Annotated in this window: 20 protein-coding genes; 2 read left to right on the top strand and 18 right to left on the bottom strand. The window is 62.7% G+C overall.

The window, feature by feature from the left end; genetic code table 11:
- Window positions 1–74 precede the first annotated feature (74 nt).
- From OU02_RS03865 to OU02_RS03850, 5 genes are all read right to left on the bottom strand, one after another.
- Window positions 75–1,751 (bottom strand): CTP synthase, encoded by a 1,677-nt coding sequence (locus tag OU02_RS03865; protein ID WP_033488819.1) that lies wholly within the window; start codon window positions 1,749–1,751, stop codon window positions 75–77.
- A gap of 51 nt (window positions 1,752–1,802) precedes the next feature.
- Window positions 1,803–2,330, bottom strand: a complete 528-nt coding sequence (locus tag OU02_RS08290) for a hypothetical protein (protein ID WP_051918220.1) — start codon at window positions 2,328–2,330, stop codon at window positions 1,803–1,805.
- Between the two features lie 6 nt (window positions 2,331–2,336).
- Window positions 2,337–2,630, bottom strand: a complete 294-nt coding sequence (locus OU02_RS08870) for a helix-turn-helix domain-containing protein (protein WP_274518167.1) — start codon at window positions 2,628–2,630, stop codon at window positions 2,337–2,339.
- A gap of 83 nt (window positions 2,631–2,713) precedes the next feature.
- On the bottom strand, window positions 2,714–3,415 hold the full coding sequence (locus tag OU02_RS03855; protein WP_033488818.1) for an FtsX-like permease family protein: 702 nt from the start codon (window positions 3,413–3,415) through the stop codon (window positions 2,714–2,716).
- Entirely contained in the window at window positions 3,390–3,914 is a 525-nt protein-coding gene (locus OU02_RS03850) for a hypothetical protein (protein ID WP_033488817.1), read from the bottom strand. The genes OU02_RS03855 and OU02_RS03850 overlap by 26 nt, the downstream gene beginning before the upstream one ends.
- Before the next feature lie 74 nt (window positions 3,915–3,988).
- On the opposite strand from OU02_RS03850, the gene OU02_RS03845 reads away from it, so the two are divergent.
- Complete coding sequence (locus OU02_RS03845) at window positions 3,989–4,456, top strand: hypothetical protein (protein ID WP_033488816.1); 468 nt, start codon at window positions 3,989–3,991, stop codon at window positions 4,454–4,456.
- A gap of 132 nt (window positions 4,457–4,588) precedes the next feature.
- On the opposite strand, the gene OU02_RS08930 is transcribed toward OU02_RS03845, so the two are convergent.
- The 10 genes from OU02_RS08930 to aroC all read right to left on the bottom strand — a co-directional run bounded on the left by OU02_RS08930 (window position 4,589) and on the right by aroC (window position 18,885).
- On the bottom strand, window positions 4,589–5,008 hold the full coding sequence (locus OU02_RS08930; RefSeq protein WP_206537859.1) for an ATP-binding cassette domain-containing protein: 420 nt from the start codon (window positions 5,006–5,008) through the stop codon (window positions 4,589–4,591).
- Window positions 4,948–5,373, bottom strand: coding sequence for an ATP-binding cassette domain-containing protein (locus tag OU02_RS09130; protein WP_206537858.1), 426 nt, complete (start codon window positions 5,371–5,373; stop codon window positions 4,948–4,950). The genes OU02_RS08930 and OU02_RS09130 overlap by 61 nt, the downstream gene beginning before the upstream one ends.
- 181 nt (window positions 5,374–5,554) lie before the next feature.
- A complete protein-coding gene (locus OU02_RS08910) occupies window positions 5,555–6,625 on the bottom strand; it encodes a hypothetical protein (RefSeq protein WP_052110240.1) in 1,071 nt (356 codons plus the stop codon).
- On the bottom strand, window positions 6,567–7,562 hold the full coding sequence (locus OU02_RS08905) for a hypothetical protein (RefSeq protein ID WP_193786542.1): 996 nt from the start codon (window positions 7,560–7,562) through the stop codon (window positions 6,567–6,569). The genes OU02_RS08910 and OU02_RS08905 overlap by 59 nt, the downstream gene beginning before the upstream one ends.
- Window positions 7,552–7,716, bottom strand: coding sequence for a hypothetical protein (locus OU02_RS08900; RefSeq protein WP_193786541.1), 165 nt, complete (start codon window positions 7,714–7,716; stop codon window positions 7,552–7,554). The genes OU02_RS08905 and OU02_RS08900 overlap by 11 nt, the downstream gene beginning before the upstream one ends.
- A gap of 402 nt (window positions 7,717–8,118) precedes the next feature.
- Window positions 8,119–9,759 carry an alpha-amylase gene (locus tag OU02_RS03830; protein WP_080720475.1) on the bottom strand — a complete coding sequence of 547 codons (1,641 nt, stop codon included), beginning with the start codon at window positions 9,757–9,759 and terminating at the stop codon, window positions 8,119–8,121.
- 209 nt (window positions 9,760–9,968) lie between these two features.
- Complete coding sequence (pulA, locus tag OU02_RS03825; protein WP_033488815.1) at window positions 9,969–15,200, bottom strand: type I pullulanase; 5,232 nt, start codon at window positions 15,198–15,200, stop codon at window positions 9,969–9,971.
- Between the two features lie 329 nt (window positions 15,201–15,529).
- Window positions 15,530–15,988: a type II 3-dehydroquinate dehydratase gene (gene aroQ, locus OU02_RS03820; RefSeq protein ID WP_033488814.1), complete on the bottom strand. Its 459-nt coding sequence runs from the start codon at window positions 15,986–15,988 to the stop codon at window positions 15,530–15,532.
- Window positions 15,989–16,042: 54 nt separating this feature from the next.
- Window positions 16,043–17,692 carry a bifunctional shikimate kinase/3-dehydroquinate synthase gene (locus OU02_RS03815; protein WP_033488976.1) on the bottom strand — a complete coding sequence of 550 codons (1,650 nt, stop codon included), beginning with the start codon at window positions 17,690–17,692 and terminating at the stop codon, window positions 16,043–16,045.
- A 5-nt stretch (window positions 17,693–17,697) separates the two neighbouring features.
- The gene (aroC, locus tag OU02_RS03810) at window positions 17,698–18,885 is read right to left on the bottom strand and encodes a chorismate synthase (RefSeq protein WP_033488813.1); all 1,188 of its coding nucleotides are present in this window, start codon (window positions 18,883–18,885) and stop codon (window positions 17,698–17,700) included.
- A gap of 44 nt (window positions 18,886–18,929) precedes the next feature.
- Between aroC and OU02_RS03805 the strand changes: the two genes are divergently transcribed.
- Complete coding sequence (locus OU02_RS03805) at window positions 18,930–19,394, top strand: prepilin peptidase (protein ID WP_033488812.1); 465 nt, start codon at window positions 18,930–18,932, stop codon at window positions 19,392–19,394.
- Here the strand turns inward: OU02_RS03805 and mltG are convergent.
- The 3 genes from mltG to alaS are packed head-to-tail and all read right to left on the bottom strand — an operon-like array spanning window position 19,391 to window position 23,752.
- Window positions 19,391–20,572 carry an endolytic transglycosylase MltG gene (gene mltG / locus OU02_RS03800; RefSeq protein WP_033488811.1) on the bottom strand — a complete coding sequence of 394 codons (1,182 nt, stop codon included), beginning with the start codon at window positions 20,570–20,572 and terminating at the stop codon, window positions 19,391–19,393. The genes OU02_RS03805 and mltG overlap by 4 nt on opposite strands.
- Before the next feature lie 27 nt (window positions 20,573–20,599).
- Window positions 20,600–21,049 carry a Holliday junction resolvase RuvX gene (gene ruvX, locus OU02_RS03795; RefSeq protein WP_033488810.1) on the bottom strand — a complete coding sequence of 150 codons (450 nt, stop codon included), beginning with the start codon at window positions 21,047–21,049 and terminating at the stop codon, window positions 20,600–20,602.
- A 6-nt stretch (window positions 21,050–21,055) separates the two neighbouring features.
- Window positions 21,056–23,752 (bottom strand): alanine--tRNA ligase, encoded by a 2,697-nt coding sequence (alaS, locus tag OU02_RS03790; RefSeq protein ID WP_033488809.1) that lies wholly within the window; start codon window positions 23,750–23,752, stop codon window positions 21,056–21,058.
- Between the last annotated feature and the right edge of the window lie 5 nt (window positions 23,753–23,757).

Genomic DNA, 23,757 nt, shown 5'->3' with positions numbered 1-23,757 from the left:
TGCTCACGGCCATGATACCTACAAAACGTGCACGTGCAATGTGGCGTATGCCACATTGCACGGGGTTTGCGCACTTACTGTGCGATGTGGAGGCGCTCCTCCTTGTGCTCGAGCGCGGCCTTGACGAGCCCCGCGAACAGCGGATGCGGCTTGGTGGGGCGCGACTTGAACTCCGGGTGCGCCTGGGTGGCCACATAGAACGGGTGCACCTCGCGTGGCAGTTCCACGAACTCGGTGAGTTCGCCATCCGGGCTCTGGCCGGAGATGACGAGGCCGCCATCGCGCAGCTGCTGCTTGTAAGCCACGTTCACCTCGTAGCGGTGGCGGTGGCGTTCGGTCACATGCGTCGTTCCGTACAGTTCGGCCACGAGGGAATCCTCGAGCAGATCCGCCGGGTAGGAACCCAGACGCATCGTGTGGCCCATGTCGCCATTGCCGGCCACGATGTCCTTCTGTTCCTCCATCGTCGCGATCACCGGGTTCGGGCAATCCGGGTCGAACTCGGTGGAACCGGCGTCGGCGATGCCCAGCACGTCGCGGGCGTATTCGATGACCATGGACTGCAGGCCCAGGCACAGGCCGAGCGCCGGGATGCCGTGCTCGCGGGCGTAGCGCAGGGCGCCGATCTTGCCGTCGATGCCTCGGATGCCGAAGCCGCCGGGCACCACGATGCCGTCCACCTGGTCGAGCGCCGCGGCGGCGCCTTCCTCGGTCTCGCAACGGTCGGCCGCCACCCACTTGACGTTGACCTTGGCCCAATTGGCGAATCCGCCCGCCTTGATGGCCTCGGTGACCGAAAGGTAGGCGTCGGGCAGGTCGATGTACTTGCCCACGATGGCGATGTTGACTTCGTGCTTGGGGTGGTGCACACGTTCGAGCAGGTCCTCCCACTCGTCCCAATCCACATCGTGGAACGGCAGGCCGAGCTCACGCACCACATAGGCGTCGAGGCCTTCGTCGAACAGCACCTTCGGCACATCATAGATGCTGTTGGCGTCCACGCAATTCACGACGCCTTCGGTGTCGACGTCGCACATGAGCGAGATCTTGTCTTTGATGGACTGGTTGAGCGGGCGGTCGCTGCGCAGCACAAGCGCGTCCGGCGAGATGCCCAGCTGGCGCAGCATCATCACGGAGTGCTGGGTCGGTTTTGTCTTGAGCTCATGGGCGGCCGCGATGTACGGCACGAGCGACACATGGATGAACATGCAGTTTTCAGGGCCGAGGTCACGGCGCACCTCGCGCGCCGCCTCCATGAACGGCTGCGATTCGATGTCACCGACCGTGCCGCCGATCTCGGTGATGATCACATCGACATCGTCGGAGGCCTGGGCACGCATGCGCGACTTGATCTCGTTGGTGATGTGCGGGATCACCTGCACGCACTGGCCGAGGTATTCGCCGGCGCGCTCCTTGCGGAGCACTTCCTGGTAGATCTGGCCAGTCGTGACATTCGCCTTCTGCGAAAGGAAGACGTCAAGGAAACGCTCGTAGTGGCCGATGTCAAGATCCGTTTCCGCGCCATCCTCGGTCACATAGACCTCACCGTGCTGGAACGGGTTCATCGTGCCCGGGTCGACGTTGATGTACGGATCGAGCTTCTGCTGCAATACACGCAGGCCACGGCTGCGCAGCAGACGTCCGAGGGAGGAAGCGGTAAGCCCCTTGCCAAGGGAGGAAACAACGCCGCCGGTGACGAAAATGTGCTTGGTGACGTGTTCTTGAGCATTGCCATGTTGTCTTCTAACCATGGGTCTTCATGGTATCGCTCCGCCGTGACATGGCGGAGCGATACGCGGCCTTCATCTGCCTTCGACAATCAGTTCGCTCGCCACGCCGTTGAGCTCGACGATGTTGGGCGAATCCTCGTCCTGACGTACACCTGCACCCACGATCGTGCGCGTACGCGGCCCGTGCGTCAGCACGGCGATCGACACGCCCTTCGGCACGGTGATACGCGATGTCGACGACAGCTGGTTGACGTCGATACGCCCGTCGATCGATGCACAGTCGACCTCCATATCAAGGTTGCCATTGATCTCCACATGCGCGTGCACGTCATCGAGATTGAGCCGCGGTGTGCGCACATCGAGTTCAAGTCCGTCACATGTCAGGCCCCGCACATGCGCCTCATGCGCCTTCGCCGCGCATTCGACCGTGGTCACATACCGCTGCGGCACCCAGATGATCACCGTGACGTCGTCTTTCGCGAGTGTCTCGCTGACGCCGGGGCCACGGCGCACCTGCACGTCCAGGCGTTTCGGCCTGTCGTCGACCGATACCTTGAAATGGCGCGCCAGATTGGCCACGGTGTTCGACACGACACGCACACGCAGCTATTCGCCGTCGTACCCACGGATCATGCACGCGTAGACCGACCCGCAGTCGATGTCGAAATGCTTGCCGCCGTCGACGTCGTAGTTCGTGGCGCTTTCGTACCGGTATTCGCCGCGCGCCGGCCCCGCATGCGCGTCATCGACACCGAGCAGGGCGTCGACGCTCACCGCGAAAACGTCGGCGAGCGCGACGAGGCTTTCCAATTCCGGGCGGCCTGCGCCGCTTTCCCATTTGGTGATGGCCTGCTGTGAGACGCCGATGCGCCGCGCGAGCTGTTCCTGCGAGACGCGGATTGCGCGCGCAGGTCCTTGAGGCGTGTGGAGAATTCCATCGTGCGCACTTTGGGTGTGGTTGTCTGTTCGTCCATAGTGGTCTCCTATTCGGTGATGAGCTGGTAGGGGCTGATGTCGCAGATCGGAGTGGCGAGGGCCAGTGCGAGCGCACCTTGCACTGCGGCTAGGTCGAGCGCGGCGACTGCGGGCAGCAGGGCAGGGTGGTCGAATTGGCTGCGCATGACGCCCACGGTCGCGAAGAGCGCATCGGTCACCGGTTGGGCAATGCTCGCGACTGCCGCGCCGAGGGCGGCGCCGATCACGGTGGCGGGCATGAGCATGGCGGCGATCTGGCGCATGAGCTGTCCGCTGGTGTATCCGAGGGCCTTGAGTATACCGAAGCGGTGGCGCTCGCGCACGATGGTGGACCGGATGACCATCATCAGCACGAGTCCTGTCAGACCGACCGCGAGGATGAGTATGGCGAGGCTGACGGTTGACATGACCGATCCGTACATCTGTTGGCTTGTGTCACGCATGCGCTCCATGTCGGCGGTGTGTGTCACGAGGCCGGCGCAGGTGTCGTTGATCACGCGGATGATGCGTGCGGTATCGTCTCCGTCGCAGTGCACGTAAAGCGTGCGTGGGCTGTGCGCGAAGTCAGGGTCGAGGCGTGTATAGCCCGCGTTGGTCAGTTCGCAGACGGAGCCGCCGTCGTTGACGCTCTGGATGTAGCCCACCACGGTGTAGCCGAGCGCGGTGCCGCCGTGGTGTATGCGATCACGTTCTGTACGACGGAATCGCACGGATGCGTTGCATCGCCTCAGTGGTTTCTCCTTGGGCTGGTGTGGCGACAACCTGTGGCGTCTCCGTGGACAGCGTGTTGTAAAGGTTGTCCGGTTTGACCGTGGCGTTGTATGTGAGCACTGCGGCGAAGCTGACGATCAGGGTCATCAGGAACAGCATGCACCCCACGAGCAGGTTGCGCGAGGGGGATGCGGCGGCTTGCTGCAGGCTGATCGCCGTGCGCGCATTGCCCGGCATGCGGTTGAGTGGGCGTACCGTATGGCGCTGGCTGCGCGCACTGATGCCGCGGATCGCTTCGATCGGTTGCAGTGCACGCAAGGAGCGTACGCCAATCCACGCGAACAGCAGCGTGACGCCGGCGAGCGCCGCGATGGTGATGAGCCAAGCGCGCGCGTCGGCCTGCGCATGGAACGTGAAGCCGGCCTGCAGCGCGATCAGTGAGCCGATCGCTGGGGTGGCGAGTGTGGATAGGGCGAGTCCGGCCAACGTCGCGCCCACACACGAGCAGATACGGTGCCATCATCGCGTGCGAGATCATCTGGCTGGTGTAGCCGAGCGCTTTGAGCACGCCCATGTCGGTACGGTCGGTCTTCACGATGTTCCTGATGTGGAATGTGCACAATGCCAGACTGACCACGGTGACGAGCACGGCGAACACCACGAGGATGAGGATGATGAGCCGGCTGACCATCGTACGGGTTGCGCGCACACTGTCGCAGTCGATAGCGGCGGCCACGGGTACGCCTGCGTCGGCGAGCGCCCGATCAATGTGTGAACGCACGGCGCGCGGATCGGCGCCGGCGCTTACGCTCACCGCGTATTCGGTCATGCGCGCCTGCGGATACGCGCGTTCAAGCTGGGTGAAGCGTGCGGCTGGGGCGCTGAACGCGAGGATCTGCGATCCGGCGTTGCCGAATTCCATCTCTTCGACCACGCCGGCGGTGCCGTCGATCAATTCGCGTACGTCAGCGGTGGCGGCGGCGCGCGGCACCACGATGTCCACGTCCGCGGTGCGCAGTTCGTCCGCGAGCGCGGTATAGCGCGGCCCCACGGTGAACAGCAGGGTGAGTGCCGAACCCAGCATGCAGGCGGCGATGAGGATGATCACGCCGAATCCGAGGAAGGTCCCCGTATTGCGGCGCCATTGGTGCAGGGCGAGCATGCGCATCTGGTCACCACCCCATCTCGTCGAGAAACACGGCAAGCTTGTGTTCACGTTCTCCGTACGGCTCGCCGCTAGTCCACGCGCCAAGCGCGCATTCGCCGGCGATCGTGCCGTCGCGCAGGAACAGCACGCGGTTGGCGCGCAGGGCGCTGTGCCGGTCGTGCGTGACCATGACGATGCTTTGCCCGCTGGCATACAGCGTGCAGAACACGTCGAGAACCGCTTGGGAATTGTGCGAATTGAGCGCACCGGTCGGTTCGTCCACGAACACGAGCTCGGGGTCGTTGATCAGGGCGCGCACGATGCTTGCGCGTTGGGCCTCACCGCCGGATACCTGTGCGCTTGTGCGCGTCTGCGTGCGTTCGTCTAGGTGCACGAGCGAGAACAGTTCGCGCGCTTTGGCGGCGATCCGTGGCTTGGATCGCATCGTGAGCGCACCGGCGACGATGACGTTGCGATGAGGCTCATGCGTTCGAGCAACTGGTGCTGTTGGAACACAAACCCGCAATGGGACCGGCGGAACACGGCAAGCGCGTCGTCACGCATGGCCGTCAGGTCTTCGCCGTCGAAAGCGATGGTGCCGGCGGCCGGACGCTCAAGTCCGGCGAGCGCGTAGAGCAACGTTGACTTGCCTGCTCCAGAGGGACCCATGATCGCGGTGAAATCCCCGCGGCGGATGTCCACATCAAGGCCGTTGAGCACGGTTTGTTCGTGGTCGACCGTACAGAACGATTGGGTCAATCCCCGTGCGCTGATGATCGCGTCGCCGGATGGTGGCTGATGCTGTGCCATGGTATCTGCTCCTCGTGGTCCAGGGAGGCGGCCAGCTGGCGCCGCGTCGATGAGGCCACCGTATGGGCCCGCACCAATGCCCACAAGCAACGAACGCCGACACCAGTGGATTTCCATGCTACGTTCCGTAGCATCGTTGGAATTCCAACGTTCTGGTGTCGGCGTGTCGTATGGCTGCCCCTTATGGGGCACAGGTCAGGCGCGCTTGCGCTTGACGGCGATCATCGTGGCTCCCGAAGCGATGGCGACTGCCGCGGCCATCGCCAGGGCGATGATCGATGCACCTGTGGACGCGAGGTCGACCGACTGCTGGCTGCCTCCCGCAGAGGTGCTGTTGCCTGTGGAGCCCGGCTCGGTTGCTGTGCGACGGCATGACGAAGGTGTTGTCGCTGGCGACGGCCACGCCACCCTGGGCGTCTTCGCTGATCTCGAACAGGTTGAAGCCGCGCTTCGACTTGGCCAGATACGGCAGGGACTTGAAGAACGCCTGCATGTTCTGCTTGGAGGCGAGCTTGAGGAGCGTCTCGTAGAGTTTCTTCAGGTTTTCGGGCACCTGCGGCAACGCGCCCAACGCGGCAAGCAGATCACCATAGGAGTCCACGAACCCTTCGGATGCCTGTTCGTCCAGCTGCGGGGCCAGGGAGCTCAACGCGCCGTTGATGGCGAACAGCTCCCCTGCGGTATTGGCGTCATCGAGGCTTTCCGGCACGATGCCGCCGTCCTTGATGCCCTTGACAAGCGACTCGCGCTGGGCATCGGTCAGGGCGACCTCCTCCTGGGTGCCGCCGTCGCCATCGATCTGGGCCGGGGTGTCAGCGGCGGCACGTTCGCTCGCCTGCCGGCACGCCCATTCGACAAGCGCATCTGGGTCATCCGCCGATGGGCGTACCGAACGGGTGCGTGAGAATGCGGCGGTATCATCGCGCTTGAGCAGGATTTCGAGGAACGCGCGCAGATATTTCACCGTGTCTTTCCACTCCTGCGCGCTCATGTGCAGGATGTCGCCATTGGTGAACTGGGCAATCGGCTCGAGCAGCGTCGTCGTGTTCATCGTCGACAGGTACATCTTGCCTTCGTGCACGGCGGTCTGCCATGTGTACTGGTTCATATTGTTGCCGTAGCCGCTGCCCAAACCGGTACTGCCGCCATCGGGGAAGGTCTTGTTGGCGTCGCCCACGAGCATTTCGACGTTCTCATTGGCATCCATGCGGTACAGGTTGATCGACTGTTCGAGGTTCGTGGCCTGGGTCACGAAAGTCCATGTTCATCGCGAAGCCCTGCAGTGCGCTCGACACATCGTTGTAATCGCCGATGTAGAGGTGGTCGCCGAAGACCTGCAGCGTGCAGGCGCCGGCGCTCACGCGGCTGGAGTCAAGACCGTAGAAGTATTTGGCGCCCTTGGTGGGGTCGCCGACGAGCGGCCGCCAGTTCCAATCGTCCTTGTTCGTCGCGTCGCCGTTGTTTTCACCTACGTAGATGGCGAAGGAACGCAATGTGCCGGTCTGCTCGTTGCGCGTGTCCGTGCTGCCGGTGCACACCACGACGTAGAGCTTGCCATTGAATTCGAGCATCTGGTAGATGCCGCCGCCACCGTTGACGTCGGAACGGTGAATCGCCGGCAGGTTGTCGAAACTCGCCATGTCGGCGATCACTTTGTACGATCCGGGGACCGACGGCGTGTCCGACGCCACCAGATAGGCCGCACCGTTGCCGTTCTCGTCGATCTTGAGGTCTCCGGTGATCAGCGTGTCGTTGAATGAGCCGATCGCACGCGTGGAGGTGAACACGTTCTGCTTGACGAGCGTGCGGAACCCTTCCGTGTCCACACTGTTGTGCACGAGCGTGAGCTTGTCGCCGTTGGACGGATCGATCTCGTAGATGCACGGGAAGCCGTTCTGCATCGCGATGGCGGTCTGGATCTCGCGCTGGTCGAGGTCCGGGTTCGCCGTGTCCATGACCATGCCCTCGAAATACAGTTTGCCGTTCATCTCGAATGCGCTGCGGAATGTGGGGATGATGCCTTTGCCGCCTTCGATGCCGGCGCTCTTGGACATGAGGATCTTCGTCTCGCCGGTCTTCACATTGAATTTGAACAGCATGCCGCCGGCGCTTTTGCCGTCGGGTTCGCCCAGATACATGTGGCCCGCGTACATCGTCTGCATGAGGTTGCTCGCCGCTTCAGCGGACATGCCCATGTTGGACCGCCATGCCGTGGCTCAGGATCGCCTGCACGCCAAGACCGCCATACATGGCGCCGATGTACACCCAGTCGCCATGGGACGCGGCGGCGTAGCTGTAGGACTGGCCGCGGTCGCCTTGGCCCTTGTCCGTTTCGGCGATCATACCGTCGCCGATATAATCGACCACGCCGTCGGGGGCGCGCAATCCGCCCTCTGACTTTCTCGAAGCGCATGCCGTTGCCGTTGAGGGCGTTGTATGCATTGAGCACGGAGCCGCCGAGTGCGTCGCGTTCCATCGCCTGCGCTGCACCGACTCCCCCACATATGAGTGTCGCGCACGCCGTGGCCGCACCAATCGCCGCCGTGAGTTTTCGCCTGATATCCTTCGTATTCATCTACCCCCCTAATCGATGTGCCGCGGACATCACGGATGTCATCGCAGCCATATAGTTATATACGACATTCCTGCTACCGTTGGCCAGTATATAATATCTCCAAGAGCGAGTTATATGTGCGTCTTTTTCGCGACACCACCATCTGCACTGCAAGGAGAATCCACGGACTGTCAATCCTGTGGAGGGGTGCTCGGATCTACCGCCAAGGGTGATGAGGGATGCGCCTTCGCCGTCGCCCCGGCGTACAGTGCAACCGCGGATCGTGCGGGAATCGACGCGCGCACCTTTCCCTTGCGCACACGTGCGGTCTGCGAGCAGTCCTGTACCGCATAGACATTGCAGTATTCGCCGTCAGGCATCGACGTGGTGAATTCCACATCGGAGGCCCGGTCCCCGCCATTCATGGCGATGAATCCTTTGCCTGCACGGGAAAAGGCGATGACGGAGGCGTCCGCACCCTCCTGCCAATGATCCACCGCCGTGCCATGCACATAGTTGTGGAACGCGATCATGCCGCGTGTGGACGTCCACCGTTGCTCGCAATTCCATGGGCCGTCGTTCGTGGCACACGCCTCATTGAAATTCACGTCGGGCACACTCGTCTCCGTGGCGCCCGGAGCGCCGGCGTCATTGTCCGTGAACCGGTAGTCGGATATGAGCCTTGGGGTGCCGTAGTCGTAGGCGAGCGAGAACGCATTGGCGAGCGCATAGGCTGCGCCATCCTTGTAGGACAGCGACTGGCCGTTGCGCTCGGTATCCCAGTTGGTCACGAACACGTTCGCCTTGCCGGTCGGGATCGCGTAGGGATTGCGTTTGGTGTCGCCGAGGCGCTCGCGCAAATCCGACAATGCGTTGAGCGAACCGGGCATGTTCGATTTCATGGCGCCAGCGAACGCGAACTGGGTCACCGTGCCGGTGTCGAAGTAGTTGGATGGTTGGATGCCCTTCGCTTCGCCGGCATTGCCGATGACCTCCTGAATCCAATAGATGTCTTGCTCCGGCACTTCGATCTTCTTGGCCATGGCCTGTTTGAGCGCTTTCATATCTTCGGTGTCGATGTGCTTGACGGCGTCCATGCGGAAACCCCGCACACCAATACGGTAGAGTTTGGCCAGATAATCCGATTGCAGGTCGCGCACCTTCTCGCTGGATGAGTCGAAGTCCCACATACCGCTCAACCGCCCCCGCTGCACTTCGTCCTGATCGCGGTAGTTGCTGATCGAAGCGCCGTTGTTGTAGTCGTGGAAATCATGGTGATCCACGCCGTTCGGGTACTGGTGCTCATTGCCGGTGAACCCCGGATAGTTTCCGGTGCCCGGGTTGTATGGCGTTCCGGCGACCCCGGTGAGCTGCGTGTCTTCACCCGTGCCCGTTGTCTGGTTGAGCACCACGTCGGCGATGATATCCACGCCCGCGGCGGAGCATTCCTGGATCATGTGGGTGAACTCCTCCTCGGTACCGAGTTTGGAATCGAGTTTGTAACTCACTGGCTGGTATGAGGTCCACCATTGGGTGCCACGGATGGATTCCTGCGGTGGCGAGATCTCCACATAGGCGACGCCAGCCGGCCCATAGGTTTGCGTGCATTCCCGGGCGATCGAGTTCCATGGCTGCTGGAACGCGATGACCTCCACATCGGTTTTACGGGGCAACGCCGTGCTGCCTGTGTCGGCCTGCCCGCATGCGGCGAGCGGTACGAGCACAAGCACCATGCCGGCGCAGGCGGCGCACACCCGGCCCATCGTGCGGCGCATCCCGCCAACGGGTCCGCGCAATATAAATGGTGCGGTGTGAGGTGTCCTCGTTGTCATCGAACCATTGTCCTTCCTCCTCAAGCATCACCCAGACCAGCGGCGGCATGGGCACTCGTTCCCCACTGTAACCGCCCCAAGTGCCGAACCACTCCGTGTTCTCACATTGGGGCGCGCAGGGGCCATAACACACGAGGAGGATGCCCAGTGGGGCATCCTCCTCGAGGATTCAACCAGTGCATGCACCGTTATGGCGTCTGCCGTATCATTCAGCCACGGCGGCGGAACATCAGCAGACCGCTGCCTGCAGCCACGAGGGCCACAGCCATGGCGGCCAGCAGTGCAATCGCCGATCCGGTCGAGGCGATGCCGGCCACCTGCTGCGCGGCGCCAGCGGACGCCTGCGGGCCAGTGGCGCCACCGGAGGTCTGACCGCCCGGCTGTTCGCCGGCAGCCGACTTGTCAGTGTCACCGGGCTCGTCCGGATTGGCCGGATTGACCGGCTGGTCCGGGGTGTCCGGCGTATCCGGGGTGTCCGGTTGGCCGAGGTCGGAGACCGGGGCGAGCAGCACCGCGCTATGGGCGGGCACCACCACGTTCTGCCCATCCTTGACCGCAATCGCGGCACCGGCCACCGAGGCGTCCACACCCTCGGCATTATCGGCCAAGGCCACGGCCTGGGATTCAGCCGGATGCAGGTAGGTACGGCCGTTGGACACGAGCACGCCGTAGTCGCCGGCGGTCACGCCCGGCACCGCGGCGGCATCATCACCCGCGTTGAGCGCCACCACATAGGTGCCGTTGTCGCGCACAATCTCGTAGGCCACCACATTGTCGGCCGCCTTGAGTTCCTTCGTGCCGCTCGAAATCTTCTTATAGCTCTCGACACGCAGCGCGGAGGTCTTCTTGCGGATCGCGATGAGGTCCTTGACGTACTGGGCATGGTCACCGTAACCGGCGTCGTTCATGCGGTCCCAATCGACGGCATTGACCGAATCGCCCGACTTGTAGCTATTCTCGTCGCCGCCCTTGGTGCGCAGGAATTCCTGGCCCACCTGGAACTCGGAGATGCCGAACGCCATGAAGACGGCGGAATTGGCAAGCTTCGAGGTCTCGATGACCTTCTCCTTCTGGCCGGCTTCGTCAAGGCCTTCGTTGCGGCCCTGTACGAACAGCGACTTCTCGAGCTTGTCGTTGAGCGTCAGGTTGTCGTGGATCTCCACATAGTTGACCACCTGACCGGCGTTCGCGTACTTGACGTTCGCATTGCCGTTCGTGCAATAGGCACCGTCGAAGTCGTCGGTGTTGCGGCAGCCGAGCATGTTGTTGAGGATCACACGCTCGAGGCCCTGCTTGCCCGAGACAAAGCCGTTGTCCTCCTCGGAGAACACAGAGCCCTTGAGCTGGTCGCGGATCGAGTCGTTGAAGAACGAGACGGTGGAAGCCGGGGTGTCGAGCTCGTAGCCGTTGGGCTGGATCGACATCGCGGACTTGTCCATCGTGGTGTTCATATCCCAGCCTTCACCGACGATGATGATCGAGGGGTCGATCTTGTCAAGGGCCGCACGCACCTGCTTCATCGTCTCCAGGTCATGCAGGCCCATGAGGTCGAAGCGGAAGCCATCCATGTTGTATTCCTTCGCCCAATAGGTGACGGAATCCACAATGTACTTGCGCATCATCGCCCGCTCGGACGCGGTGTCGTTGCCACAGCCCGAGTTGTTGACGAGTGAGCCGTTCTGGTAGCGGAAATAGTATCCCGGCACCGTCAGGCCGAACGGATTCGTCGCAGCGTCGGCCACATGGTTGTACACCACGTCCATGACCACGCGCAGGCCGTTCTTGTGCAGGCCGTCCACCATCTGCTTGGCCTCGACCACGCGGTTGGCAGGGTCGGTCGGATCAGAGGCGTAGGAGCCTTCCGGCACATTGTAGTTGAGCGGATCGTAACCCCAGTTGTAGTTGGAGTCATCGAGCGGCTTCGTCTCGTCGACGCTCGCGTAATCGAACATCGGCTGGATCTGCACATGCGTGATGCCGAGCTCCTTGAGGTAGTCCACGCCAGTGGACTTGCCCGCGGAGTTCGTGGTGCCGTTCTCGATCATGCCGAGGTACTTGCCGCGCTTGTCGGCGTCCACACCGGAGTTCTCGTTCTTCGTGAGGTCGCGGATGTGCGTTTCCGCGATCACCGCGTCGGTGTTCTTGGAGAACGGCGCCATGCGGCCCGAGTCCTTGACCGTCGTCTTGGCCGGCGACAGCACCACGGAACGCTTGCCGTTGACCACGGATGCGCGGGCGTACGGGTCGGCAGAGTCGTTAACGGTGCCATCGGCGAACGACACGCGGTAGATGTAGGCGGTGCCGTCGGCGACCTTGGCCGTGGCGCTCCACACACCCTTCTCACCGCGGTCCATCGCGATGGTGTCGGCGGCTTCGGCGTCGGCGGTCTTGGCGTCCTTGAACGTCACGAGCTCGACCTTGCTTGCGGTCGGGGCCCAGAGCTTGAAGGTCGTGCCGTCAGCGGCGTAGGTGGCGCCGAGGTCATCGCCGTCATAGGCGAATTCCTTATCGAACTCGTCAGTGCGCACCACGGAGCCAGCCACGGCGTCGGCGGAGCCGAATCCCTCGATCTTGACCGTGTACTTCGCGGCCAGGTCCAGATCGTTCTTGAGCATGATCGTGACGACGGTGCCGTCGGTCTTCACATTGTCGATCTCAACGGCATTGCCGTCGGCGTCGGTCACCTTGACATCCCCGGCCTTGACGTCGGCTGGCTTTGTCAGCTTCGTGTCAATCGTGTTCTTCTTGGCGATCTCGGCCGTCGAAATGCGCGCACCAAGCGCCGGACGCGCCGTGTAGACGGTCGGGTCGTCCTGCATGAGCCACACTTCGGCTTTCGCGGTGCCGTCGTTGTTGAAAACGAGGGCGTTGGCGGTCATCCTGATATCACCGTCGGAGCCGTCCTTTTTCTTCCACTCATCGACGCCGTAACGACGCAGCAGGCCGAAGTCCGATTCGCCATTGGACGCTTGGTAGGTGTATTTCGAGAACGATGCTGTGGCGAGCTCGCCCCAGTCGTCATGGTTCGTGAACTTCGCGGCAAGACCGTTGCTGTTCGAATTCCACATCCACAGGTCCCACTGCGGGTCCTTCGTCTCGGTGTCGTCGGCATTGAAGTACAGGCCGTCGTTGCGCATGTAGTGGACGGTCACATCCACCTTGTCCGCCTTGCACTTGTAGTCGGAGGGCGCTTCGGTAAGCGTCGTGTCAGCGTCGCCAGTGCCGTCGATCCACACCTCGATGGTGCCGGTCTTGCCGACCTTGACATTACGGTCGCCGCCAAACTTGTCCCAGCCTTCGGTCGTGATGATGAAGCCGAGGTCCTCGTACTTGCCGTCGAATGTGAGTTCGGCGACCTTGCCGTAGCAATCCTCGCCGGTGAATGGATGGTTCTTGGCCTCCATGTCGGCACCAGTCGTATCCTTGCCCCATACATAGACACCGCGGTTCTTCCCCGCTTCGTCGGCCGCGGGCTTGTAGTGCACGAGCATGCGGGTCTGTCCGCCGATCGCCTCCGGATTGCCTACCGACAGCGCGCCATCCTCGACCGCCACCTGCGTGATGCCTTTGCGGATCAGATAGTTCTTGCCACTGTTGCTGTCCCAGTCATCGCCGCCATTGTTGAAACAGATCTGATGGTCCTCACCCTTGGTGTCGATCGTCTTCGTGTAGTAGCCCTGCGCGTCCGGTCCTTCCATCTGTTCGCCGGGAACGGCCGTCCAATCGGAGCCAGCGCCATGGTGCACGAAGACCTTGTCCCACGTGTTGGCGGGCTTGTACCACACGGTCGTCGTCTGGTCGTCCGGCTTGACGGTGTTGTCCGGGATGACGACGTCCGGGGTACTCGGGTCAACGGCCACGTCAGACACGGGGTGCGTCGTCTTCGTTGCACCGCCGTAAATCGCGATGGCTTGCATCGCCGGCACGGTCACCTTGACCTTGCCGCCGGAGACGGTCACGGTCTTCGAGCAGTCCTGCACTCCGTAGACGTCGCAGTACTCGCCGTCAGGCATCGATGTCGCGTATTCGGCCGTCTTGTCTTCGGTCGAGTTGTTGATCGCGACAAAGCCCTTGTCGCCACGCGAGAACGCGATGTTGTTCGCGCCGTCGTCCTGCCACTGCTCGACGGCGGTCCCGTCCACGTAGTTGTGGAGCGCGATCATGCCGCGCGTCGTCGTCCAACGCTGCTGGCAGTTCCATTCGCCATCCTTCGTCGAGCACGCCTCGTCGAAGTCCACGTCAGGCACTTCGGCCGCGGTCGCACCCGGGGCGCCGTTGTCGTTGACGTCGTACTTATAGTCCGACAGCAGGCGCGGCGTGCCGTAGTCATAGGCGAGCATGAATGCGTTCGCGAGCGCGTACATCGAATCGTTCTTGTACGTGATCGCACCGTCGTTGCGAGCGGTGTCCCAGTTCGTCACGAAGACGTTCGCGTCCTTGGACGCAATCGCGTTCGGATTCGACGACAGGTCGCCGATGCGCGTCGAGAGGTCCTTGAGTTTGGCGATCTTGCCCTTGAACTTCGCGTTGAGGTCCGACTTGTAGTCGAACTGCGTCACGGTGCCGGTCTCCAGGTAATTGCGCGGCTGGATGCCGGGCGCTTCGCTCGCATTGCCGATGACTTCCTGGATCCAGTAGATGTCGTTGGCGTTCTTGCCGACCTTCTGGGCCATCTTGTCTTTGATGCCCTTGATGTCCTCGTTGTTGATGTGCTTGACGGCGTCCATGCGGAAGCCCTTGACGCCCATCTTGTAGAGCTTGGCGAGATAGTCGGACTGGATGTCCTGCACCTTCTCGCTCGACGTGTCGAAGTCCCACATCGAGTTCAGGCGGCCTTCCTGCACCTCCTGCTGGTTCTTGTAATCGGAGATGCTTGCGCCGTTGTTGTAGTCATGGAAGTCGGCGGCGGTCACACCTTGCGGATATTGGCCGTTTTCGCCGGTGAAGCCCGGATAGTCGCCGGTCAAGCCGTTGTACTTCGTGCCCGCCACACCGGTCTGCTCGCCTGCAGCGACATCCAAACCGGTCGTCTGGTTGAGCACGACGTCGGCGATGATGCCGACGCCCGCGGCATCACATGTCGTGATCATGTTCTTGAATTCGGCTTCGGTGCCGAGCTTCGAATCGAGTTTGTAGCTCACCGGCTGGTAGCTTGTCCACCATTCGGTGCCCTGGATCGATTCCTGTGGCGGTGAGATCTCGACGTACGCCACGCCTTGTGGGCCGTACGTGTTCGTGCATTCCTTGGCGATCGAATTCCATGTCTGCTGGAATGCGATCACCTGCACGTCCGTTTTCGCGGGGAGGGTGGTCTGCCCGGTGTCCTCCGCGGCGTTCGCCGCCATCGGCACTGCGAGCAGGGCGCCCGTGCCGACCATGGCAATGGCCACGCCTATGCCTGTGGTCCGGCGCATGCAGTCTCTAACCTGCTGAATCACCATAGATGTTCCATTTCTCTTTTCCCTGGGCCGGTCCATCCATGGAGCGCTTTGTAAAACCTCCACCACTCCATCAACGAGCCAGCATGCCAAAGTATGCAAAAGCCTCACATGCTTCTCTTGCATGGATTTCCGAGGAGCTCAGCCACGAGCTTTGCACACGTTTGCAGTGAAATCAGGAATATTTTACACTATTTCTGCACAACTTCGTCGCACTTTGTTCACATTGTGCGGCACAACAAATCCCCTCCGTCCAAAGGAACGGAGGGGATCCACACGGTTTCACCCGGTTTTGCGGGTATCTCAGCTGTCCAGCCAGTGGACATCCCAGTTCATTGGGTGAGCTCGGCCACCGCCTCAAGCGCGAGTTTGTACCCGAAGAACCCGAGTCCGGTGATCGTGCCGGTCGCGACCGGGCTGATCACGGAACGCTTGCGGAACTCATCGCGCGCGGCCGGGTTCGAGATATGCACTTCGATGAGCGGCATATCCGCATCAAGCACCATGTGCGCCGCGTCGGCGAGCGCATATGAGTAATGCGTGAACGCGGCCGGATTCATGACGACCGCCTTCTGCCCTTCGGCGGCCTCGTGCATCCACTGCACCATCTGCGCCTCGTCGTCGGTCTGTCGCACGTCCACATCGAGACCAAGCTCCTGCGCCCACTGCGTGCACAGCCTGCGCAGCTGCTCGAGGTCCTGCCTGCCGTACACGTCCGGCTGCCGTACGCCGAGACGACCGAGGTTCGGCCCGTTGACGACGATCACCTTGACTGGCTCAGCTTCGGCCATATCCACTCCAATCCTTTGCGGGCTTCCCAGCCCTATGATAATACCGTCTGCGCGTCACGCCTGTTGGCGCACGCGTTCGAACGCCTCGCGCACCGCTTGAGCATCGGGGTCGTTGAGGTGGAACGGCTTGCCGATCTTTTCGAGCCCCACGAACCGCAGTGTATTGCCGCGCGCCTTCTTATCGCGGTGCATCAGCGCGAGCACCGCGTCGAAGTCGGCGCCATTCCATGACGTGGGCAGGCCGAGCCGGTCGAGCAGGTCGTAGGTGTATTCCACGGTCTGACGGTCGAGATGCCCGGTCAGGTTCGACAGTTCGGCGGCGTAGATCATGCCGACGGCCACGGCGTTGCCGTGACGCCAGCGGAAATGCTCGAGCTGTTCGACCGCGTGGCCGAAGGTGTGCCCGTAGTTGAGGAACTCGCGCAGGCCGGCTTCCTTGAGGTCGGCGGACACATGGTGCGCCTTGACGCGCACGGTGCGTTCGATGAGTTCGGCGACGACGGGTTTGAGCGGCGAGTCGAGGAATGTCTTGCCGTTGAACGCGCGCAGGTCGCTGGCATGCTTCTCGAGGATCGCCAGGATCTCAGAATCGCGGATGAATCCGGATTTGGCGACTTCGCCGAGCCCTTCGATGAAGATGTCGTTGGGCAGGGACGTGAGTGCGCGCAGGTCGGCGAGCACACCAGCGGGTGTGTAGAACGAACCGACGAGGTTCTTGCCCTGCGGCGTATTGATGCCGGTCTTGCCGCCCGTCGACGCGTCGACCATCGCCAGCAGTGAGGTCGGGCAGTTCACATAGCGTACACCGCGCATCCATGTGGCCGCGATGAACCCGGCGAGGTCGGTGCACGCGCCGCCGCCAAGGCCGACGATCGCGTCGGACCGTGTGAAGCCTTCGTTGCCGAGCCTTTCCCAGATGCCGTTGGCCACGTGCGCGGTCTTGCCCGCTTCGGCGTCGGGCACCACAATGTCGCTCACATCGTAGCCTGCCTTGCGCAGGATCGCACGGGCGCGGTCGGAGTGCCGCTGCACGGATTGCGTATGGATGAGCGCCACGCGCACCGGTTGTTCTCCAAGCACGTCCGGCAGGTGGTTCAACGCGCCTTCGCCAATACGCACGTCGTAGGGTTCGATACCGGATCCGTCCACATGCACGATGCCTTCATCTGTCATCTCGATCATCTTCCTCGCTGCGGTTTTGGGGGTCATGCCGTGGGTGCGGACCACGACGTTGCTCACGGCGCGGTAGGTCGGGTCGCGCTGTTCGTAGAGGGCCATCCAGCGCGCGTCGGCGTCGCCGTCGAGCATCGGCCGGCCGCCGGCGCGGCGTGCTCGGGTCATGGCCTCATGCGGGTCCGCCTGCAGGTAAATCACCTTGCCGCCGGCGCGCGCGTATGCGGCCAGTCCTTGCTGCACGGCCGGCGTCATCGGGGCGCCGCCGCCCAATGCGTAGATGCCGTCGAAGCCTTCGAGTGTCTCGAGGATCACCTCACGCTCCACGTCGCGGAACGCGGGCTCGCCTTGCTGTGCGAAATACTGTGGGATCGACATGCCGATGCGCCGTTCGATCTGGATGTCGGCGTCACGGAACGGCAGGCCCATCATCTGCGCCATTTCCTTGCCGAGCCGGGTCTTGCCCGCACCCATCATGCCGATGATGACGGCTAGGGGACGCACCGCCCCATCATGTGCTGTGGTGGCCATGGCGATCACCGCATGTGCTCTGGCCACGAGGCCAGATAGCCTTCAAGGTTGCGCCGTGTCTCGTCCACACTGTCGCCACCGAACTTCTCGAGCAGTTCGCGGGCCAAGGTGAGGCGCACCATCGCCTCGACCACAACGGCCGCCGCTGGCACCGCGGTGCTGTCGGAACGCTGGTTGATCGCCTGCGCCGCCTCACCGGTGGCCACATCCACGGTGCGCAGCGCCTTGGGGATTGACGGAATCGGCTTCATCGCCGCGCGCACGCGGATCGGCTGCCCATTGGACATGCCGCCTTCGATGCCGCCGGCACGGTTCGTCAGACGGTCGATATGGCCATCATCGCCCGGCACCATCTCATCGTGCGCCTGTGAACCGGGGCGCATCGCCTCAAGGAACCCATCGCCGATCTCGACACCCTTGATGGCCTGCACACCCATGACGGCAGCGGCCAAGGCGGCGTCGAGCCTGCGGTCGGATTCCACATACGTGCCGACACCGGCCGGCATGCCGTAGGCGATCACTTCGACCACGCCACCAAGGGTGTCCGCGTTGGCTTTCGCCTCGTCGATGCGCGCGACCATCCGCGCCTCTGCATCACCGTCCAAGGTACGCACCGGAGAGGCATCCAACCGTTCCACATCGTCGGGTGTCGGATCCTCCGACCGCCCATCCACGCCTACGCCGCCGATGGACAGCACGTGGGAGACGGTACGGATGCCCGCCACCTGGTCGAGGAACCGCGCAGCCACCTCACCCAAGGCCACACGCGAAGCCGTCTCGCGTGCGCTTGACCGCTCGAGCACCGGACGGGCGTCATCGAAGCCGTACTTGCGCATGCCCGTCAGATCGGCGTGCCCCGGACGGGGCCTGCTCAACGGCGCATTGCGGCCTTCGCGCGCGATCTCATGGTCGAGCGGGTCGGCGCTCATCACTTCCGTCCATTTGGGCCATTCGGTGTTGCCGATCTCGATGGCGATCGGCGAACCGAGCGTACTGCCATGGCGTACGCCGGTCAGCAGGCGCACCTGATCCTGCTCGAACTTCATGCGCGCGCCACGGCCATACCCCAGCCGCCTACGGGCGAGGGCACCGCGAATGTCGTCACTCGTGACCTCAACCCCGGCCGGAACCCCCTCGATCATCGCCACAAGCGCCTCGCCATGCGATTCGCCCGCCGTCTGCCAACGCAACATGCCCGCTCCTTTATCTCGGTGAATACTGCGACTATCTTAACGGTATGCCGTACCTTTGCTACCTGCCGAGTCTGCTCTTCGGAATCGCCGTAAGCGCGCACGATGTGCGCACGCGGCGCATTCCGCGCGCGTGGATCGTGTGCGGTGTGCTATGCCAACTGGCGGCGTTCACCGCGGCTTCGGCATGCGCGGGACGATGGGGCGCGCTCGCCGGAGCGTTCATCGGCATGGTGGCGGGCACGGGCATCCAGTTGGCACTTGCGCTGATCCGTCCCGGCGCGCTTGGGTTGGGCGATGTCACACTCTGCGCGCTGGTGGGATGCGCAGTTGGCGGACACTCCCCCGCTGCCTTTGTGCTGTGGTGGATGTGCATGGCGGCTATCGGCGTAGCGTGGCTCCTGTTATGGCAGGCGCTGCGGCATACGTCGATGGCCGGCGCGCACTGCAAAGCGCCGTATGCACCGGTCATCGTGGCGGCGGGGGTCGCCGCCATCGCGCTCTTGGGTTAGTTCGCGCCGTCGTTGTTCTGTTTGTACTCCTGCACGTACTGTTCGAACTGGTCGTAGCTATCGGTGAACTTGGTCTCGCCCGTCTTGAGGTTCGTCGTGACGAAATACAGCCAATTGCCGTCACTGGGGTGCATTGCCGCCTCAATGGCGTCATCGCCCGGATTGCTGATCGGAGTGGGAGGCAATCCCTTGTTGACACGCGTGTTGTATGGATTGCTGCCGTCGTTGAGCTGGTCGTTCGTCAGTTCGGTACCGTTGATGCCGAATCCGTAGGCCACTGTGCTGTCCATGCCGAGCGACATGTCGTCATTGAGCCGGTTCTGGATGACGCGGCTGACCATGCCGTAGTATTCGGGTGAATTGACCTCCGCCTCCACAATGGAGGCGATGATCAGCGTCCGCTCACGGTCCGCGCCTTGCGGCACACCCAGTTCATCGAGCTTGCTGATGCGCGCTTTGACCATGTCTGTAAGAATCTGCGCGGCGTTGGGGTCTGCCGAGACGTTGTACACACCCGGTTCAAGCCAGCCTTCGAAATTGCCGTTGGCCTCCGCGGGCAGGAGCTTCGACGCCTCCGCGGCGTTGGTGGTGATGGCCTCGAATTCCTTCAGTTCGATGCCGGACGCCTCGGACGCACGTTCGAGCACCGCCTGCAGGCGTTCGCCCTGCCGCACTTCCACGAACCCCTTGGCATTGCCCTGGTCGGAGAGGATCTGCGCGGCCTGTGACGCCTTCATCTCGTGCTTGAGCTCATAGGTGCCCGGATACAACGTCATATCGTTCGCGGAAACCACGCCGGTGAACGCATCCACGGATTTGATCACGCCGTCCTGCACCAGATGCTCGGCAATCTCCGCAACGCCTTCCCCGGTGGTGATGGTGAACGCGACGCTGCCGGAGCCCGGGCCTGGGTAATCCTCGACGACCGAGGAATCCGCAAGGGTGTTGTGCCGCCATTGCTTGACGGCACGGTAGGCGTAGACGCCACCGACAATCAGCGCGATAACCACGGCAATGGCGATGATGAGTTTCGCCATCCGGTGGCGCTGCTTGCTTTTGCGCTTCATGCGCATGTCGCGGCGTGAACGGGGAGGTGCAGGGGGCGCCCCCACATCGTCCTGTTGCGCATTCCCCCATGAATCATCGTCATTGAAAAAATCATGGATGTCGTCTGACACGCTTGCTCCTCGTAACTTCATCTATGCTCATGGTCGGTCGAGTGCCATCTGGAGGATGGTCACCGCTGACTGCTGATCGACGAGCACCCTGTGGCCGCGACTGTCGATTTGGGCATCGAACAGCTGCCGATGTGCGGCGACCGTCGTCAGCCGTTCATCTATGAGCATAACATCCGGCATCCATGTGATGCCAGATTGTGGGTCATCCCGCTCACGCTCAAGCCGTGTGACCAGATTGGTGGACCAGCGGCGCGCCTTTTTCGCGCTGCGTCCCTCGGTCCCGTCCATGTCCAGAGGCAAACCGATGACCACTCGATCCACCCGGTTGTCTTCGATGACGTTGAGCACATCATCGAACGCCTCGAAATAATCCCGTCGAACCGTGATGTTGCCGGCGGGATGTGCCAGCGTGAGCTCCGGGTCGGACAATGCCAGTCCGACCCGTGCGTTCCCTAGATCAACGCCAAGCCACACCATATGCGATCAGGCCTTCACGGCCTCGCGCTGCAGCGCTTCGAGCGCGGCGTCGATCTGCGCCGCGTCGGAGCCGCCGCCTTGGGCGAAGTCCGGCTTGCCGCCACCACCGCCGCCGAGCATCTTGGATGCTCCACGCACCAAGTCACCGGCCTTGATACCGTCCTTGCGCGCGGCCTCATTCGTGGCCACGGCCACCATCGGACGGTCATCCTCGTTCACGCCGGCGAGGGCCACCACAACAGGCTTGTCGTCACCCAAGCGGTTGCGGATGTCCATGACGGTCTTGCGCAGCACATCGAAAGAGCCGAAGTGGCCCACATTCTTCGCGGCCACCACAACCGGCGCATTCGATTCCTTGGCGTCCTGGATGATCTGCGGTACCGAGGCGGCCAGTTGAGCCTCATACATCGACGCCAGCTTGCGGTCGGAATCCTTGAGCTTGGCGAGCAGCGTGTTCACGCGCTCGGCGAGTTCGTCGGGTCGCGCGTTGAGTGTGTCGGACAGCTGCGAGACAAGCGCATGTTCACGTGCGTTGTAATCGTAGGCGCCCTGCCCCACGAGCGCGTCCACACGGCGCACGCCCGAACCCACCGAGGCTTCGGACAGGATGTTGACCATGCCGATCTTGCCGGCGTAGTCGACATGCGTGCCCCCGCACAGCTCACGGCTCCAGCCGTCGTCACCAATCGTCACGACACGCACCACATCGCCGTACTTCTCACCGAACAGGTGCATGGCGCCGAGCGCAATGGCGTCGTCGAACTTCATCTCCTGCGTAGACACACGCAGATTGTCGCGCAGACGGTCGTTCACGCGCGCTTCCACAGCGCTCATGAGCGACTTGGTCGGGGCCTTGGACCACTGGAAGTCGAAGCGCAGGCGGTTCGGCGCATCTTCGGAACCACGCTGGGTGGCCTGCGGGCCGAGCTCCTCACGCAGAGCCTTGTGCACGATGTGCGTCGCGGTGTGCGAGCGCGCGATCGCGCCACGGCGCTCCACATCGATCTCGGCGGTCACTTCGGCACCGACGACGAGTGTGCCTTCGATGAGGCGGCACTGGTGCACGATGAGGTCCTTGATCGGCTTCTGCACGTCATCCACCTCGAGCACTGCGCCATCGTCGGAGACGATGTCACCCTGGTCGGCGAGCTGGCCACCGGCCTCCGCATAGAACGGCGTACGGTCCAGGATCACCTCGACGGTGGCGGGCGCGGAGACCGCCGGCACCGAGCCGACGCCTTCCTGCATGATGCCGATGACACGGCTGCGCGATGTCATGTCGGTGTATCCGAGGAACTCGATCGGCGCCTGCATCTTGTTCTTGAAGTCGTCGTATTCGCTCAGATCGACGTTGTGGCGCTTCTTCAGCGCATCCTGACGAGCGCGCGACTTCTGTTCGTTCATCAGTTCACGGAACTTGGCCTCATCGACCTTAACGCCTTGGTCCTGGGCCATTTCGAGGGTCAGCTCAATCGGGAAGCCATAGGTGTCGTGCAGCGTGAACGCGGCGTCGCCGGAGACCACCGGCTGCGCGTCCTGCTTGCCTGCCACCTGTTCCTTGGCCTTCTTCACGGCGACATCGAAGATCTCGATGCCGTTCGTCAGCGTGCGGCGGAAGGCGTCCTCCTCGCCGTAGGCGGCTTCGGAGACATCGTGGAAGGTGTTGGCGAGCTCGGGGTAGTTCGGCTCCATCGCGGCTTCGGAGACCGGCAGCAGTTCCGGCATCACCGGCGTAACCACGCCAAGTACGCGCATCGCTTCGATCGTGCGGCGCAGCAGTCGGCGCAGCACGTAGCCGCGGCCGGCGTTGCTCGGGCGCACGCCATCGCTCATGATCATCAGCGCGGAACGCACATGGTCGGCGACGACACGCAGTTTGACGTCGGCTTCGGCGTTCTCGCCGTACTTGACGCCCGCGAGCTTTTCCGCCGCCTCGATGACCGGGAAGACCTCATCGGTCTCATAGATGTTCTGCTTGCCCTGCAGCAGGTAGGCCAGACGCTCAAGGCCCGCACCCGTGTCGATGTTCTTGTGCTTGAGCTCACCGACGATGTGCAGGTCGGTCTTCGACTTGACGTTGTCGACCATGTAGTTCTCGAACACGAGATCCCAGATTTCGATGTACCGGTTTTCGTCGGCGATCGGGCCGCCTTCCTTGCCGTACTCGGGGCCACGGTCCACGTAGATCTCCGAGCAGGGGCCGCCGGGGCCGGGGCCGCCGGTCGTCCAGAAGTTGTCTTCCATGCCCAGGATCTGGATGTGCTCGGGGTCGACGCCCTCGTTGCGCCAGATGGCGCGGGCTTCCTCGTCGTCGGTGTAGGTGGTCATCCACAGCTTTTCGGGGTCGAAGCCGTAGCCGCCCTGCTCCACCGGCAGGGTGAGCAGCTCGTAGGCGTAGTGGATGGCCTCTTCCTTGAAGTAGTCGCCGAACGAGAAATTGCCCAGCATCTGGAAGAAGGTGCCGTGGCGCGTGGTCTTGCCTACCTCTTCGATGTCGAGCGTGCGCACGCACTTCTGGTTGCTCGCCATGCGGTGGCTCGGCGGGGTCTGCTCCCCCATCAGGTACGGGATGAACGGCACCATGCCGGCGATTGTGAACAGCGTGGTGGGGTTCGGCGAGATGAGCGAAGCCGATGGCACGACCAGATGGTCGTGCTTCTTGAAATAGTTGAGATAGGTCTGTGCGATCTGCGCGGTACGCATGTAAA

Origin of the sequence: Bifidobacterium pseudolongum subsp. pseudolongum DSM 20099 (assembly GCF_000771225.1) — a bacterium.
Lineage (GTDB): Bacteria > Actinomycetota > Actinomycetes > Actinomycetales > Bifidobacteriaceae > Bifidobacterium > Bifidobacterium pseudolongum.
This window is presented reverse-complemented; position numbering and strand designations above follow the sequence as displayed.